Genomic DNA, 15,259 nt, shown 5'->3' on the forward strand with positions numbered 1-15,259 from the left:
GGCAAGGTGGATTTCTACAGACATGATGGGTTTTCTGCTGGTTTGGTTGTTCGGTTGTGTTATTGGTTTTAGTGGTACTGCTGCAAAAACTGTTCGATGCGCGCGGCGGCGGCGACGCATTCCGCCAGCGGTGCCACCAGCGCCAGGCGCACACGGCCGGCGCCGGGGTTGACGCCGTGCGCGTCGCGGGCGAGGAAGCTGCCGGGCAGCACGGTGATGTGCTGCTGCGCGAACAGCTCGCGGGCGAAGCGGGCATCGTCACCGCCGGGCACCGCCGCCCACAGGTAGAAGCCGGCATCCGGCCGCGTGACGTCCAGCACCTGCGCCAGACGCGCGGTGACGGCATCGAATTTGGCAGTATACGCGTCACGGTTGGCCGCAACATGCTCTTCGTCGTTCCAGGCGGCGATGCTGGCCTGCTGGATGGTGACGCTCATCGCGCTGCCATGATAGGTGCGATACAGCAGGAATTTCTCCAGCACTTTGGCATCGCCGGCGACGAAGCCGGAGCGCAGGCCGGGGGCATTGGAACGCTTGGACAGGCTGGTGAACATCACCAGCCGCTCGAAGCCGCGGCCGAGCTGTTGCGCCGCCTGCAGCCCGCCCAGCGGCGGGGTGCCGAAGTGGATCTCGGAGTAGCATTCGTCGCTGGCGATGATGAAACCGTAGCGGTCGGACAGCGAGAACAGTGTGTTCCAGTCGGCAAGCGACATCACCGCCCCGGTCGGGTTGCCCGGACTGCATACTACGACCACCTGCGTGCGTTGCCAGATGGCCTCCGGCACCGCCGCCCAGTCCGGCTGGTAGCGGTTGGCGGCCAGGCAATTAACATAGTAGGGTTCGGCGCCGGCCAGCAGCGCGGCGCCTTCGTAGATCTGGTAGAACGGGTTGGGCGAGATCAGCACCGGCTTCTGTTCGCCGCGCGGATCGATCACCGCCTGCACGAAGGAAAACAGCGCCTCGCGACTGCCGCACACCGGCAGCACTTCGCGGGCGGCGTCCACGCTGACGCCGTAGCGGCGCTGCAGCCAGCCGGCGCAGGCGCTGCGCAGCGCGTCGCTGCCGAGGGTGGCCGGGTAGGCGGCGAGGCCGTCCAGCGCGGCGATCAGCGCCTGTTTCACCACCTCCGGCGTCGGGTGCTTTGGCTCGCCGATCGACAGGTTGATGTGCGGCAGGTCGGCGGGAGGCGTCACGCCGGCCAAGAGGCCGCGCAAACGCTGGAACGGGTAGGGCTGCAACAGTTCGAGGTGGGGGTTCAACGCCGCTTCCTTGCAATGCAACAAAACGACAAGTGTAAGAAAAGACTATGAATCTGGCAAAACAAAAGCTGCTGGCGGTGACGTGCGCACTGACCACGGCACTGGTATGGGGAATGATGTGGTTCCCGTTTCGCGCGCTGCACGAGGCCGGTTTTTCCACCGCCGCCACCTCGCTGACGGTGTATCTGGTCTCCGCCGCGCTGGGCGTGGTGCTGTACCGCGAGGTGTTCCGCCGCGAGGCGCGTTTCGAGTTCATCCTGCTGCCGCTGGCGCTGCTGTATGGCTGGTGCAACTTCAGCTACACCTGGGCGGTGTCGGAAGGGCAGGTGATGCGCGTGCTGCTGCTGTTCTACCTGTCGCCGCTGTGGAGCGCGCTGTTTTCCTGGCTGCTGCTGCACGAGCGGCTGAGCCGCATCGGCTGGCTGGTGATTGCGATGTCGCTGGGCGGCATGCTGGTGATCCTGTACCGCCCGGGGCTGTTCAGCGGCGATTTCTTCTCCAGCCGCGCCGACTGGCTGGCCCTGTCCGGCGGCATCAGCTTTGCGCTGGGCAATGTGCTGTCCAAGAGGGCGCACGCGCTGCCGGTTGCGCTGAAATCGGCGATGGTGTGGCTGGGCGTGGCCGCCTGCGGCCTGGCGTCGCTGCTGTGGCGCGGCCAGCTGGGCGCGGAGCTTATGCTACTGCACGGCGAGGTGCTGCTGATCGTGCTGGTGCTGGGCGTCACGCTGCTGGCGACCAGCATCATCTCGATGCACGGGCTGTCCATCCTGCCGGCGACGCAGGTGATGACGCTGATGCTGATGGAGCTGCTGTTCGCCGCCATTTCCGCCTATCTGCTCGCCGGCGAGCGCATGCAGCTGCAGGAGTGGATCGGCGGCGCGCTGATCGCCAGCGCCAGCCTGCTGTCCGGCCACATCGTTGCCAAGCCGAAGCTGGCACCACAGCCGTTGCCACAGGCGACGTAGCGCAAGGTTGGCCGCAGGCCTTGCGGCCAACCTTGTGTTGAGCGCAACCGCCATCGCTACTGCCAGCCCGCCACGCGGCGCCGGCGGTGCGGCTACTCGCTGCACCACATTGCCATTGCCGCGACTTGTGTTTTGCCACGGCCTTGGCGATAATTCGTTCAATATTTCAACGATTGTCAAAATATGGAAACGAAATCCGCCGTCAAGATGCTGGCCGCGCTGGCGCAGGAAACCCGCCTCGCGGTGTTCCGCCAGCTGGTGGAGGCCGGCCCCGCCGGTCGCGCCGCCGGCGAGCTGGCCGAGGCGCTGGGCTGCGCACCGGCCACGCTGTCCTTCCATTTGAAAGAGCTGTCCAACGCGGCGCTGATCGAGGGCCGCCAGGATGGCCGCTTCGTGATCTACGCCGCCAACTTTGCCAGCATGAACGCGCTGCTGGCGTTCATGACCGAAAACTGCTGTCGCGCCTCCAGTGCCGACGGCTGTGCCTGCTGAACCGGAGAACTGTGATGAAACGACTGCATATCCACGTGTCGGTGGACGAGCTGGCCACCAGCGTGCGCTTCTACAACGCGCTGTTCGGCGCCGAACCGACGGTATTGAAACCCGACTACGCCAAGTGGCTGCTGGACGACCCGCGCGTCAACTTCGCCATCAGCCAGCGCGGCGCTCCGGCCGGGCTGGATCACCTCGGCATTCAGGCCGAAAACGGCGACGAGCTGGCCGAGCTGAAGCAGCGCATCGACGCTGCCGGCATGGCGGCGCTGACGGAAGAGGGTACCACCTGCTGCTACGCCAAATCGGACAAGCACTGGGTGCAGGACCCGTCCGGCATCGCCTGGGAAACCTACCACACGCTGGACAGCGCGCCGACCTACAAGGACGCGCCGGTAGCCGCTGCGGCCAATCCCGACAGCTGCTGTGCGCCGGCGCCCGCCGCGCTGGCGGCCGCCGACGCCTGTTGCGCCCCGGCCGATAGCAGCGCCACGGCCAGCGCCTGCTGCGCGCCGGCTCCGCAAAAAGTCCAGCTGATCGCACGCAAGAACATCGAAGCCATCGTTTCCAAGGAAAGGAAGTCCCGTGACTGACAAGGTCTACAACGTGCTGATCCTGTGCACCGGCAACTCGGCGCGCAGCATCCTCGGCGAAGCACTGATCAACCATCTGGGCCAGGGCCGCTTCAAGGGCTACAGCGCCGGCAGCCGGCCTGCCGGCAAGGTCAACCCTTACGCGCTCAAGACCCTGGAACAGCACGGCATCGACAGCAGCGGCTACCGCAGCAAGAGCTGGGACGAGTTCGGCGTGGCGGGCGCGCCGCAGATGGATTTCGTGTTCACCGTGTGCGGCAGCGCCGCCGGCGAAACCTGCCCGCTGTGGCCGGGCACGCCGCTGCGTGCGCACTGGGGGCTGGAAGATCCGGCCGGCGTAGGCAGTAATGATGAAGAGGCGATGGCGGCGTTCGCGACGGCGTACCAGATCATCCATCGCCGCGTCAGCCGCTTCGTGGCGCTGGACATCGCCGCGATGAGCGAGGACGAACTGAAGGCCGAACTGGCCGCCATCGGGAAGGCATAAGCGATGCGGGCATTGGTTGCAGAAGCCATCGGCAGTGCCTTGCTGCTGGCGGTGGTGGTCGGCTCCGGCATCATGGGCCAAACGTTGGCCGCAGGGAATGACGCGGTCGCCTTGCTGGCCAATGCGCTGGCCACCGGCGCCGGCCTGCTGGTGCTGATCACGCTGTTTGCGCCGCTGTCGGGTGCGCACTTCAATCCGGCGGTCAGCCTGGTGATGGCGGCGCGCGGCGAGCTGCCGTGGCCGCGCCTGCTGCCGTATCTGGCGGCGCAAGTGGCCGGTGCCGTCGCCGGCGTGCTGCTGGCGCACGCGATGTTCGGCCTGCCCTTGCTGCAGGAGTCGCAGCACCTGCGCAGCGGTTGGCCGCAGTGGCTGGCCGAGGTCACCGCCACCGCCGGCCTGCTGCTGACCATTCTGGGCGGCGTGCGTCACGCCCGCGACAAGGTGCCGCTGCTGGTGGCGCTGTATATCGTGGCGGCGTACTGGTTTACCGCCTCGACCTCGTTCGCCAATCCGGCGGTGACGCTGGCGCGCAGCCTGAGCGACACCTTTGCCGGCATCGCGCCGGCCGATGTCGGCGGCTTTGTGCTGGCGCAGCTGGCGGGGGCGGCCATCGGCGGCGGGCTGGGCGGCTGGCTGTTTGGCGCGGACAAGGACGTGGTCAGCGCCTGATCCTGCTGATTGATCGGTTTTGGGCCGCAGCGCGCTGCGGCCCTTTTTGCGTCCAAAAAAAACGGCCCGCAGGCCGTATCAAGAGAAGCTACAACGCAGATTCGGTTCACACGAAGATCACCAGCGCGGCCATCGCGCCGTGCGCGCCCATTACCAGGCTCTGTTCGATGTCGGCGGTGCGCGAGCTGCCGCTGATGAAGCCGCCAAAGCCGTGTTCGCGGATGCTGACGCGCTGGTAGGCGTCGCGCATGGTGTCGACGATGGCATCGCGCGGCACCACCAGCACCAGCTTCTGGGTGAGGAAGTACAGTGCGCGCTGGCTGTTGCCGGCGTGGCTGACCCACACCGCCGCGCTCTCCGCCACCGCCAGCTCGCCGGGCACGATGGCAATGTCGACGTCGTGCCAGTCGTGCGGCACGCTCACCTGTTCCGGGTTGGCGGCGGTGACATCGACCACGCGGCCGGCTTGCGGCCAACGTTGTGCCACGATGCCGGCGACGGTTTCGCCGGGCTGCAGTTGCACCGCGTCGCCGCCGAGATTGCGCACCAGCGTGGCAAAGGCGTCGAACTTGTCGGCAAAGGTGATGAACGGTACGGCGTCGATGTCCGGCAAGGCCGGGCCGTGCGGGCGCTTGTGCCGCAGTTTGGCCAGTATCTGTTCGCGGCTGCTCATGGCGCGCTCCATTGGTAATGGTTGTCCCAGTCGTCGGCCTGCAACAGTACAAAGCCGTGACGCTGGTAGAAAAGGTTGGCCGCACTGTGTTTCAGCGCGCCAAGCCGGAGCGGCAAGCCTTGTGCCGCGGCCTGCTGCTGCAACTGCCGCAGCAGCGCGCTGCCGATGCCGTGGCCGCTGTGCGCCGGCGCCAGGTACAGGTGATGCAGATACAGGTGGTCGGCGGCGGTGTGCAGCGCGTACCAGCCGATGCGCTCGCCATGCTGCACGATCCAGCGGCTGTGCTGTGGCGCAAAGCTGGCGGCCAGCCGGTCACGGGCACGTTGGGGATCGAAGCGGCCGATGGCGCTCAGGCTGGGCTGCATCGCGGCGATGCGCAGTGCCAGCAGTGCCTCGAAATCGTCGGCCGCTACCGGCGCGGTGTGCCAGTCGCTCATGGCTTGTCCTTCTGCCGTGCCTGCCACATTTCCTTGAAGCTCTGCGCCGGCATCTGCGGCAGATCGCGCCCCGGCCGGCTCCACGCGCTGTGCTGCGTCAGCGCCTGCGGCAGGATCGGCACCACCTTGCGCATCAGCTTGCCACCGGTGTCCATCAGCGACGGGTGCTGGGTCAGGAAGCGCATCGCCAGCAGCCCCATCTTCTTCACCGGCTTCAGCGTGCCGGCGTCGAACGCGCGCTTGCGTTGCAGGATCAGCTGTTCGTGCAGGTTGATCTTCACCGGGCAGACATTGCTGCACGAGCCGCAGGTGGTGCAGGCAAACGCCATGCTGCCGTGTTTCCTGATGTCGCGGCTGGGGCCCAGCGTCGAGCCGATCGGCCCCGGAATGATGTAGCTGTAGCTGTGGCCGGTGGAGCGGCGGTATACCGGGCAGGTGTTCATGCAGGCGCCGCAGCGGATGCAGCGCAGGCTCTGCGAGAAGTCGTCGCTGCCGAGGATGTCGCTGCGGCCGTTGTCGACGATGACGATGTGCATCTCGCCGCCGGGACGCGCCTGCTGGAAGTGTGAGGTGTAAGTCGTAATCGGCGAACCGATGGCGGAGCGCGCCAACAGGCGGGTGAACACGCCCAGGTGCGCCTGCTTGGGGATGATCTTCTCCAGCCCCATGCTGGCGATGTGGATCGGTGGCAGCGCGGTGCCGAGGTCGGCGTTGCCCTCGTTGGTGCACACCACCACGCCACCGGTTTCGGCGATGGCGAAGTTGACGCCGGTCAGGCCGGCACCGGCGCTGAGGAAATGCTCGCGCAGGTTGGCGCGCGCGGCGTGGGTCAGGTAGGTCGGGTCGTTGTTGCCGGCCTCGGTGCCCAGTTCTTTGTGGAACAGCTCGGAGATCTGCTCCTTCTTCAGGTGAATTGCCGGCATCACGATGTGGCTCGGCGGCTCGTGGCGCAGCTGCACGATGCGCTCGCCCAGATCGGTGTCGATCACCTCGATGCCGCGCTGCTCCAGATACGGGTTGAGCCCGCACTCCTCGGTCAGCATCGACTTCGACTTCACCAGCTTCTTGACGCCCCCCGCGGCCAGGATGCCGTGCACGATGCGGTTGTGCTCATCGGCGTCGGCCGCCCAGTGCACGGTGACGCCGTTCTGCTCGGCGTTGGCCTGGAATTCGGTCAGATACTCGTCCAGTCGCGACAGCGTGTGCGCCTTGATCTGCTGCGCCAGTGCACGCAGCTGTTCCCACTCCGGCAACTGCTTGGCCTGCGCATCGCGCTTCTGCCGCACCCACCAGATGGCGCTGTCGTGCCAGCGCGCCTGCTCGCGGTCCTGCAAAAAGGCCGCCGCCGCTTCGGCGTGGTTGATGTTGTCGTTCTTCATGCCGCGCCCCCGCGTCCGGTGAGGATTTCGACGATGTGCAGCGGGCGGATCGGACGGCACTTGTGACGGATGATGCCGCCCATGTGCATCAGACAGGACGGGTCGGCGCCGACGATGAATTCGGCGCCGGTGGCTTCGTGCTGCGCCACGCGGTCCTCGCCCATGGCGACCGACACTTCCGGCTCGTCGACGCTGAAGGTGCCGCCAAAGCCGCAGCATTCGTCGCGGCGCTCCGGCAGACGCACGTCGATGCCGTCCACCAGCTGCAGGATGCGTTCCAGCCGCGAGTGGTAGGGAATCATCAGCTCGGACGGCGCGGCGTGGCCCAGCTCGCGCAGGCCGTGGCAGCTCTGGTGGATGGACACCGGGTGCGGGAAGTACACCGGCTTGGGCAGCCTGTCCACTTTCAGCACGTCCTGCAGGAATTCCACGATCTCGTACACCCTGGGCTGCAGCGCCTGGTAGTCGGCGTCGTCGGCGATGTACCACGGGTAGTGGTGCTTGACGTGGGACACGCAGCTGCCGGATGGCGACACGATGTAGTCGTAGTCCTTGAACACGCCGGTGAAGCGGCGCGCGGCGTCGCAGGCGCCCTTGCTGTCGCCGTTGTTGCTCAATGGTTGGCCGCAACAGGACTGTGCCAGCGGGTAGACGACATCGATACCGTAGCCTTCCAGCAGCTCGGCGGTGGCCATCGCCACGTGCGGATACAGTTCGTTGACGAAACAGGGAATGAAAAGGGCGACGTTCATGGCGTAAGCGGGGTCTCCAGCGCAATGCCCGGGCAGGCTTGTTCTGGATTAAAGCCCGTGCTGGCGCGCCTGCCAATGCGGAATTACCCTTGCGGCGGCAATTGTCAGCAGCCTGATACATTGCGGTGATGATGGCGACAACTTGCTGCGCTGAAATGGGCGTCCGTACTGGAGGATGTCATGACGCAACAATCAGCAAATCCGGCAGCAAATCCGGCACGCCACTGGCGCCGCTACGGCCTCGGCCTGCTGCTGCTCGCGGCGGTGGTGCTGGCCGCCTGCACGCTGTGGCCAAAGCCGGCGGCGAGCACCCAATGGCTGACGCAGCGCGTCAGCATCGGCGAGCTGGAGCAAACCGTGACCGCGCAGGGTGCGCTGGCGCCGCGCGACTATGTCGATGTCGGCGCGCAGGTGTCCGGCCAGCTCAGCCGTGTCTATGTCGCCATCGGCGACCAGGTGAAAAAAGGCCAGCTGCTGGCGCAGATCGATCCCGAGGTGTACCAGACCAAGGTCACCGCCGACCAGGCCGCGGTCGCCGATCTGCAGGCGCAGCTGGAACAGCAGCAGGTCGCCACTGCGCGTGCGCGCCAGCTGCTGACTCGGCAAACCGCACTGGCCAAGGTGGACGCCACCACAGCCGAGACGTTGGAGCAGGCGCAGGCCGGCTTCGACCAGGCGCGTGCCGGCGAGCGCTCGCTGCAGGCACAGCTGGCCAAGGCGCAGGCGACGCTGAAGGGCGATGCGGCCAACCTTGGCTACACCCGCATCTATGCGCCGCTCGACGGCACCGTGGTGTCGCAGACGGTGTTGCAGGGGCAGACCATCAATGCCAGCCAGTCGGCGCCGACGCTGCTGCGCGTGGCGCGGCTGGACACCATGACGGTGGAGGCGGAGGTGGCCGAGGCCGACATCCCGCTGCTGCGCCCCGGCATGGCCGCCTATTTCACCACGCTGGGCGACAGCCAGACCCGCCACGCCGCCAGCATCCGCCAGATCAAGCCGACCCCGACCACCAGCAACGACGTGGTGCTGTACACCGTGCTGCTCGATGTCGCCAACCCCGGCCACAAGCTGATGATCGACATGACGGCGCAGGTGTTTTTCCGCCTCGCCCGCGTCAGCGGCCTGCCGGTGGTGCCGCTTTCCGCGCTGCAGCCGCTGGCATTGGGCGGCAAGCGCTACCGTGCACAGGTGCTGAACCGTGACGGCCAGCCGGAAACGCGTGAGGTGGAGGTGGCGCTGGTCACCCGCAGCCAGGCGGCGATCCGCAGCGGCCTGCGTGCCGGCGAACAGCTGGTGCTGGCGCAGCAGAGCGCCGACAGCAGCAAGGCCGGCAGCATGCCGCCGCCACCGGGAGGCTGACATGGGCGCACTGTTAAGCCTGCAACAACTGGGCAAGCACTACCCCAGCGGCGACGAGACGGTGCCGGTGCTGGCCGACATCACGCTGGACATCGCCGCCGGCGAGTTCGTCGCGCTGCTGGGGCCGTCCGGCTGCGGCAAGTCGACGCTGATGAACATCCTCGGCTGCCTCGACCGCCCCAGCCACGGCCGCTATCTGGTCAACGGCCAGGACGTGGCGACGCTGGACGGCGACGCGCTGGCGGTGCTGCGCCGCGACAGCTTCGGCTTCGTGTTCCAGCGCTACAACCTGCTGGCGACGGCAAGCGCCGAGGACAACGTGGCGCTGCCGGCGATCTACGCCGGCGTCGGTCGCCAGCAGCGCCGCCAGCGGGCGCAGCAGCTGCTGACCAGGCTGGGGCTGGGCACGCGGCTGACGCACAAGCCGGGGCAGCTGTCCGGCGGCCAGCAGCAGCGGGTGTCGATCGCGCGTGCGCTGATCAACGACGCGCCGGTGATTCTCGCCGACGAGCCGACCGGCGCGCTGGACAGCCACAGCGGCGAGCAGGTGCTGGCGCTGCTGCAGCAGCTGCACCGCGAGGGGCGCACCATCGTGCTGATCACCCACGATCTTGATATTGCCCGCCACGCCGAGCGCATCGTGCGCTTGCGCGACGGCCGTATCGAATCCGACAGCGGCGCGCTGGCGCGGCCAACGTTGGCCGCAGCCGTCGCGGCAACGCCGGCGCCGGTGCGGCAGCCCGCCGCGGTGCCGTGGCTGGAGACGCTGCACATGGCGCTGGGCAGCCTGCGCGCCAAGCTGTTCCGTACCGCGCTGACGCTGCTGGGGGTGATCATCGGCGTCGCCGCGGTGGTGACCATGCTGGCGATCGGTGACGGCAGCAAGGCCGACGTGCTGCAGCGCATTGAAGCGATGGGCACCAACCTGCTGCTGGTGCGCCCCGGCGCCGCCGGCATCCGCTCGACGGGCGAGATTGCCACCCTCACCGCCGCCGACGCCAGCGCGATGCAGGGGCTGCCCAATATCGACGGCGTGGTGCCGATGCGCAGTGGCAGCGCCACCCTGCGCGTCGGCAACCGCGACTACCAGACGCAGCAGGTGCAGGGCGTGTGGCCGAGCTACGGCCGCGTCAAGGACTGGACGGTCAGCCGCGGCGCCTTCTTCGGCGCGGCGGAAGAACGGGCGCAGGCGGCGGTGATCGTGCTGGGGCAGACCGTGGTCGACAGCCTGTTCCCGGCCGGGCAGGAGCCGGTCGGCCAGTACGTGATGGTGTCCAACATCCCGTTCGAGGTGGTGGGGGTGATGAGCAGCAAGGGCGCCAATACCTTCGGCCAGGATCAGGACGACGTCGCCTTCGTGCCGCTGTCCACCGCGCAGTCGCGGCTGTTCGGCGGCCAGTTCGTCAGTTCGATCACGGTGAAGATCGCCGACATCGGCGTCAGCGGCGCCACCGAAAGCATGCTGCAGCAACTGCTGCGCGCCCGCCACGGCAGCGAGGACTTCCAGCTGCGCAACACCGCGTCACTGGTGGAGATGATCACCTCGACGCAGAACACGCTGACGCTGCTGCTGGGCTCGGTGGCGGCGGTGTCGCTGCTGGTCGGCGGCATCGGGGTGATGAACATCATGCTGGTGTCGGTGACCGAGCGCACCCGCGAGATCGGGCTGCGCATGGCCACCGGTGCGCGGATGCAGGCGATCCTGCTGCAGTTCAATGTCGAGGCGGTGCTGGTGTGCGGCCTCGGCGGCGTGATCGGCATTGTGCTGGGACTGGCGCTGGTGTGGGGCCTGCGCCTGGGCGGGGTGTCGGTGGCGTTTTCATTGCTGCCGCCGCTGCTGGCGTTCGGCTGCGCCTTTGCCACCGGCTGCGTGTTCGGCTACCTGCCGGCGCGCAAGGCGGCGCAGCTGGACCCGGTGCTGGCACTGGCCGCGGAATAATCAGGAACACAATCATGAAACAACATTCATCCTGGCGTCGGCGTCTGAGCGTGCTGGCGCTGGCACTGGCCTGCAGCACGACAACGTTGGCCGCAACGCCTGGTACTGCCGACATCCCGCTGCAGCAGGACAGCTGGCGCGCGCCGGCCGGCCAGTGGCACGCGCCGCGCAGCAATGCCGCATGGTGGCAGGCCTTCGGCAGTGCCGAGCTGGTGCAGCTGATCGCCGACGCCCGCGCCGCCAACCCGGAGCTGCTGGCGGCGCAGTCGGCGATCGCCAAGGCGCAGGCGGTGCGGACGCAGACCGCCGCCGGCAGCCTGCCGCAGCTGAACCTGTCCGGCAGCGCGCAGCGGCAGCAGGGCAGCCGCAGCGTCAGCCTGACGCCGACGCTGAGCTACCAGCTCGACTGGTGGGGGCAGCAGCAGGCGCTGCTGGCCGGCGACAGCGCACGGCTGGTGGCCAGTGTCGCCAGCCGCGATGCGGCGGCGCTGACGCTGGAGAGCGAGGTGGCGCGCCAGTATTTCTCGCTGCTGCTACTGGACGAACAGCAGCAGCTGGACAGCCGGCGGCTGTTGCTGCTGACGCAGCGGCTGAGCCTGTTGCAGCAGCAGATCCGGCTGGGGCAGACGGCGCCGCGCGACGAGGCGGAGCTGGTGCAGACGATCGCCACGCTGCAGGCGACGCTGGCGGCGCAGCGCCTGGAATTGCAGCAGGCCTACAACGCGCTGGCCGTGCTGTGCGGCAAGGCGCCGCAGGATTTCCGGCCGCAGGGCAGCAAGTTGCAGGCGCTGGCCCTGCCGCTGCCGGCCGACATCCAGCCGGCAGCGCTGCTGCAGCGGCGACCGGACATCCGCGCCGCCGACGCCACGCTGCAGGCGCTGCAGGGCGACGTGGCGGCGGCGCGCGCCGCGCTGTACCCGACGCTGACGCTGTCGCTGCAGGGCGTACTCAGCAGCGCCGGCGGCGGCCCGGCACAGTGGCTGGGCAGCGCGCTGGCCAGCCTGGCGGCGCCATTGTTCGACGGCGGCAAGCTGAAGGCCGGTGTGGCGCTGAGCGAGGCGCAGTATCAGGAACAGTTGCAGAACTGGCGTAGCACGGTGCTGGCCGCGTTGCAGCAGGCGGATGACGCGCTGCACGAAGTGGCCAGCGGCGAGCAGGGGATGCAGGCGCAGCAGGCAAAGCTGGGCGCGGCGCGGCGCACGGAACAGATCGACAGCGCGCGTTACCGGCTGGGGGCGCTGGAACGCGGCACGCTGCTGGAAACGCAGGCGAACACGCTGGCGGCGGAGTCGGCATGGCTGGCGGCGCGACAGGCGCAGCTGGTAGCCACGGTCACGCTGTATCAGGCGCTGGGCGGGGCGCCGCTGGCGGCAGAACACGACGCCGCCTGAGGCGGTGTGCGTGACGGTGTCGCGCCGGCCTGGCGGCGGCCGGGGCGGCGGGGTGAACGACACCGTATCAAGACACCGTGACGCCATGGCGGCGTCACGGTGTTTTCCTGTGTGCGGTTTAGATCGTGAACAGGTTCCAAGGTTGGCCGCAGGCGTTCACACCGGGTCGATGTGGGTCATCACGTCCAGCACCGGTTGGCTGCTCATCACCCGCAGCCGCGCCGCGGCGGCGATGTCGTGACCCTGGTGCACGGTCAGGTTGCCGTCGATCTCGAGGTGGACATCGACCTGGATCTGGTCGGCCATGCGCCGCGTGCGCAGGTCGTGCACGCCCTGTACCCCCGGCGTCGCCAGCAGCGTGGCGCGGATGGCGGCCACGGTGTCCGCGTCGGCGGCGCGGTCCATCAGGTCGTGCAGCGCGTCCCAGGCGAAGCCCCAGCCGGTCTTGCCGACCATGAAGCCGACCAGCGCCGCCGCCAGCGGATCGAGCCAGGTGTAGCCGGCGAGGTTGCCGGCGATGCCCAGCGCCACCACCAGCGACGAGGCGGCGTCGGCGCGCGCATGCCAGGCGTTGGCCACCAGCATGCTGGATTTGACCTCGCTGGCGATCTTCAGCATGTAGCGGAACAGCAATTCCTTGGCCAGCAGCGTCAGTAGTGCGACCCACAGCGCCGCCTGGTGCACCGGCGCCAGCGGCGTGGCGCTGGTGATCTTGTTGCCGGCGCCGAGCAGCATGCTGGCACCGGCGCCCAGCAGCAGCAGGCCCAGCGCCAGCGAGGCGGCGGTCTCGTAGCGCTGGTGGCCGTAGTGGTGATCGTCGTCCGGCGCCTTGTGGCTGTGGCGGCGCGCCAGCAGCGCGACGAAGTCGGCGATCAGGTCGGACAGCGAGTGCAGCGCGTCGGCGACCAGCGCCTGCGAGCCGGCCCACAGCCCGGTGACGATCTGCAGCACGGTGAGCACGACGTTGACGGCGACGCTGAGCCACAGGCTGCGCTGCGCGGCTAGCTGCAGGGAGGGCGACGGATGCGGGTTCATGCCGGGCTCCGGAAAAAAGGGGGAATGCTGGCAGCAGCGGCTGAAGCCAGCCTTAACGCGCGGCGGTGGCTCATGGCAGATCCTGCTCGTCGTTTTCGTCCAGCGGCGGCAGGTTGGCCAGCAGCTCGCCGAGCAGGCTCTGCGTCAGCCACGCCGGCACCGCCGGCAGCTGCCACTCGGCCTTGTCGGCGCACAGCAGCAGCGTGCGCAGGAAACGGTGAAAACCGGGACGGCTCTGGCGCAGGTTCAGCGTCTTGTCGCCGCAGACAAAGCTGAGGCTGGCGTAGTCGCGGCCCAGCTGCGCATCCAGCCCGGTACACAGCAGGATGTCGCTGTCGCCCGGCCGTGCCGGCGCGCTGTCGCTGAACTGCAGCGGGCGGTGATGCTGGTCGCGGCCGTCGAGGTCTTCCTCGTTCATCGCCATGCGGTGTTCCAGCGCGATGCGCTCGTCCTCGTTGCCGGCACCGGGAATGCCGTCGCCGGGCACCTGGCTGGCGAACAGGCGCGCGATGTCGTCGACGATGGAGCGCGTCAGGCGCCGGGTCAGCCACAGTTTGTGGTCGCCCGGCTGCACCACCACCAGCAGGCGGTCTTCGGACTGGAAATAGCTAAAGGAAGTTGAACTCATCCGCGGATGGTAAAGGCTGGCCGACAAATCGCAAAGCATCGCGCCATGCACCTTATAATGCCGGCCATGACAGCCAACTCCCTGCACCCCTTTTCGCGCCTGACCCCGGATTTCCTGCTCGACGCGGTGGAAAGCCTCGGCCTGCGCTGCGACGGCCGCCTGCTGGCGCTGAACAGCTACGAAAACCGCGTCTACCAGATCGGCATCGAGGATGGCACGCCGCTGGTGGCGAAGTTCTATCGCCCGGAGCGCTGGAGCGACGCGCAGATCCAGGAGGAGCACGACTTCGCCGCCGAGCTGGCCGAGCGCGACATCCCGGTGGTGACGGCGCTGGCCTTCGGCGGCCGCACGCTGCACCACTACCAGGATTTCCGTCTCGCGCTGTTCCCGCGCCGCGGCGGCCACGCGCCGGAGCTGGACGACGCGGACACCCTCGCCTGGCTGGGGCGCTTGCTCGGCCGCCTGCACGCGCACGGCGCGGTGACACCCTACCACTTGCGGCCAACCCTGGACCTCGACAGCTATGGCGAGGCCTCGCTGCGCTGCGTGCAGGAACAGGCGCAGCTGCCCTACGACCTGGCCACCCCCTACGAGCAGGCGGCACGGCAGGCGCTGGACGAGGTGCGCCGCGCCTTCGACCGCGCCGGCGACATCAGCTGGCGCCGCGTGCACGGCGACTGTCACGTCGGCAACATCCTGTGGACGCAGGAGGGGCCGCACTTCGTCGATCTCGACGACAGCTGCATGGCGCCGGCGCTGCAGGACTTGTGGATGCTGCTCAGCGGCGACCGCGCACAGCAACAGGCGCAGCTGCTGGAGCTGATCGTCGGCTACGAGGACTTCTGCGATTTCGACCGCCGCGAGCTGCACCTGCTGGAAGCGCTGCGCACGCTGCGCCTGCTGCACTACAGCGCGTGGCTGACGCGGCGGCGCGAGGATCCGGCCTTTGTCGTCGCCTTTCCGTGGTTCGATACCGCGCAGTACTGGCAGGAGCGCATTGTCGAACTGCAACAGCAGCTGGAGGCGATGCGCGAGGCGCCGCTCTGCGTCTGAGAACCTGTTCACGATCTGCTGCGCGTCGTGAAACGTGACGCGGTGAGTACGGCTTCGGTAGGCTTGTTTATCTCCAGCCAGGCGCCGCTTCCTCAGCTGTTTTCAGCTTGTCTCGCGTGAGCGTGCGAGATCGTGAACACGTTCT

Annotated in this window: 15 protein-coding genes and 1 pseudogene; 9 read left to right on the plus strand and 7 right to left on the minus strand. The window is 68.1% G+C overall.

What is annotated here, in order from left to right; all coding sequences use genetic code 11:
- Positions 1–68 precede the first annotated feature (68 nt).
- Positions 69–1,259, minus strand: a complete 1,191-nt coding sequence (gene dapC / locus NOM55_RS04790; protein WP_255907718.1) for a succinyldiaminopimelate transaminase — start codon at positions 1,257–1,259, stop codon at positions 69–71.
- Between the two features lie 47 nt (positions 1,260–1,306).
- Here dapC and NOM55_RS04795 point away from each other — a divergent pair, with 47 nt between their 5' ends.
- The 5 genes and pseudogenes from NOM55_RS04795 to NOM55_RS04815 all read left to right on the plus strand — a co-directional run bounded on the left by NOM55_RS04795 (position 1,307) and on the right by NOM55_RS04815 (position 4,465).
- Positions 1,307–2,224: a DMT family transporter gene (locus NOM55_RS04795; protein WP_255907719.1), complete on the plus strand. Its 918-nt coding sequence runs from the start codon at positions 1,307–1,309 to the stop codon at positions 2,222–2,224.
- Between the two features lie 183 nt (positions 2,225–2,407).
- A complete protein-coding gene (locus NOM55_RS04800) occupies positions 2,408–2,716 on the plus strand; it encodes a helix-turn-helix transcriptional regulator (RefSeq protein ID WP_047966695.1) in 309 nt (102 codons plus the stop codon).
- A gap of 14 nt (positions 2,717–2,730) precedes the next feature.
- Positions 2,731–3,186 (plus strand): annotated as a pseudogene (locus NOM55_RS04805) (ArsI/CadI family heavy metal resistance metalloenzyme); the annotation flags it as partial.
- A 115-nt stretch (positions 3,187–3,301) separates the two neighbouring features.
- A complete protein-coding gene (locus tag NOM55_RS04810; protein ID WP_255907721.1) occupies positions 3,302–3,796 on the plus strand; it encodes an arsenate reductase ArsC in 495 nt (164 codons plus the stop codon).
- A 3-nt stretch (positions 3,797–3,799) separates the two neighbouring features.
- On the plus strand, positions 3,800–4,465 hold the full coding sequence (locus NOM55_RS04815; RefSeq protein ID WP_305118848.1) for an MIP/aquaporin family protein: 666 nt from the start codon (positions 3,800–3,802) through the stop codon (positions 4,463–4,465).
- A 106-nt stretch (positions 4,466–4,571) separates the two neighbouring features.
- Here NOM55_RS04815 and NOM55_RS04820 read toward each other — a convergent pair whose 3' ends face one another.
- The 4 genes from NOM55_RS04820 to NOM55_RS04835 are packed head-to-tail and all read right to left on the minus strand — an operon-like array spanning position 4,572 to position 7,706.
- A complete protein-coding gene (locus tag NOM55_RS04820) occupies positions 4,572–5,138 on the minus strand; it encodes an LUD domain-containing protein (protein WP_255907722.1) in 567 nt (188 codons plus the stop codon).
- Complete coding sequence (locus NOM55_RS04825) at positions 5,135–5,575, minus strand: GNAT family N-acetyltransferase (RefSeq protein WP_255907723.1); 441 nt, start codon at positions 5,573–5,575, stop codon at positions 5,135–5,137. Before NOM55_RS04825 ends, NOM55_RS04820 begins: the two co-directional genes overlap by 4 nt.
- A complete protein-coding gene (locus NOM55_RS04830; protein WP_255907724.1) occupies positions 5,572–6,954 on the minus strand; it encodes a lactate utilization protein B in 1,383 nt (460 codons plus the stop codon). The genes NOM55_RS04825 and NOM55_RS04830 overlap by 4 nt, the downstream gene beginning before the upstream one ends.
- Positions 6,951–7,706 carry a (Fe-S)-binding protein gene (locus tag NOM55_RS04835; RefSeq protein WP_255907725.1) on the minus strand — a complete coding sequence of 252 codons (756 nt, stop codon included), beginning with the start codon at positions 7,704–7,706 and terminating at the stop codon, positions 6,951–6,953. Before NOM55_RS04835 ends, NOM55_RS04830 begins: the two co-directional genes overlap by 4 nt.
- A gap of 180 nt (positions 7,707–7,886) precedes the next feature.
- Here NOM55_RS04835 and NOM55_RS04840 point away from each other — a divergent pair, with 180 nt between their 5' ends.
- Genes NOM55_RS04840 through NOM55_RS04850 form a run of 3 tightly spaced genes read left to right on the plus strand, consistent with a single transcriptional unit; the run spans position 7,887 to position 12,398 of the window.
- Positions 7,887–9,068: an efflux RND transporter periplasmic adaptor subunit gene (locus tag NOM55_RS04840; RefSeq protein ID WP_255907726.1), complete on the plus strand. Its 1,182-nt coding sequence runs from the start codon at positions 7,887–7,889 to the stop codon at positions 9,066–9,068.
- A gap of 1 nt (position 9,069) precedes the next feature.
- Positions 9,070–11,007 carry a MacB family efflux pump subunit gene (locus NOM55_RS04845; RefSeq protein WP_255907727.1) on the plus strand — a complete coding sequence of 646 codons (1,938 nt, stop codon included), beginning with the start codon at positions 9,070–9,072 and terminating at the stop codon, positions 11,005–11,007.
- Between the two features lie 14 nt (positions 11,008–11,021).
- Positions 11,022–12,398 carry an efflux transporter outer membrane subunit gene (locus tag NOM55_RS04850; RefSeq protein WP_255907728.1) on the plus strand — a complete coding sequence of 459 codons (1,377 nt, stop codon included), beginning with the start codon at positions 11,022–11,024 and terminating at the stop codon, positions 12,396–12,398.
- Positions 12,399–12,554: 156 nt separating this feature from the next.
- On the opposite strand, the gene NOM55_RS04855 is transcribed toward NOM55_RS04850, so the two are convergent.
- Both NOM55_RS04855 and NOM55_RS04860 read right to left on the minus strand, forming a co-directional pair.
- Positions 12,555–13,433: a cation diffusion facilitator family transporter gene (locus NOM55_RS04855; protein ID WP_255907729.1), complete on the minus strand. Its 879-nt coding sequence runs from the start codon at positions 13,431–13,433 to the stop codon at positions 12,555–12,557.
- A gap of 70 nt (positions 13,434–13,503) precedes the next feature.
- Positions 13,504–14,061: a hypothetical protein gene (locus NOM55_RS04860; RefSeq protein WP_255907730.1), complete on the minus strand. Its 558-nt coding sequence runs from the start codon at positions 14,059–14,061 to the stop codon at positions 13,504–13,506.
- A gap of 66 nt (positions 14,062–14,127) precedes the next feature.
- Here NOM55_RS04860 and NOM55_RS04865 point away from each other — a divergent pair, with 66 nt between their 5' ends.
- On the plus strand, positions 14,128–15,114 hold the full coding sequence (locus tag NOM55_RS04865; protein ID WP_255907731.1) for a serine/threonine protein kinase: 987 nt from the start codon (positions 14,128–14,130) through the stop codon (positions 15,112–15,114).
- The last annotated feature ends 145 nt before the right edge of the window (positions 15,115–15,259 follow it).

The sequence above is a fragment of the Vogesella sp. AC12 genome (assembly GCF_024437575.1).
In the GTDB taxonomy this organism is placed as follows: domain Bacteria; phylum Pseudomonadota; class Gammaproteobacteria; order Burkholderiales; family Chromobacteriaceae; genus Vogesella; species Vogesella indigofera.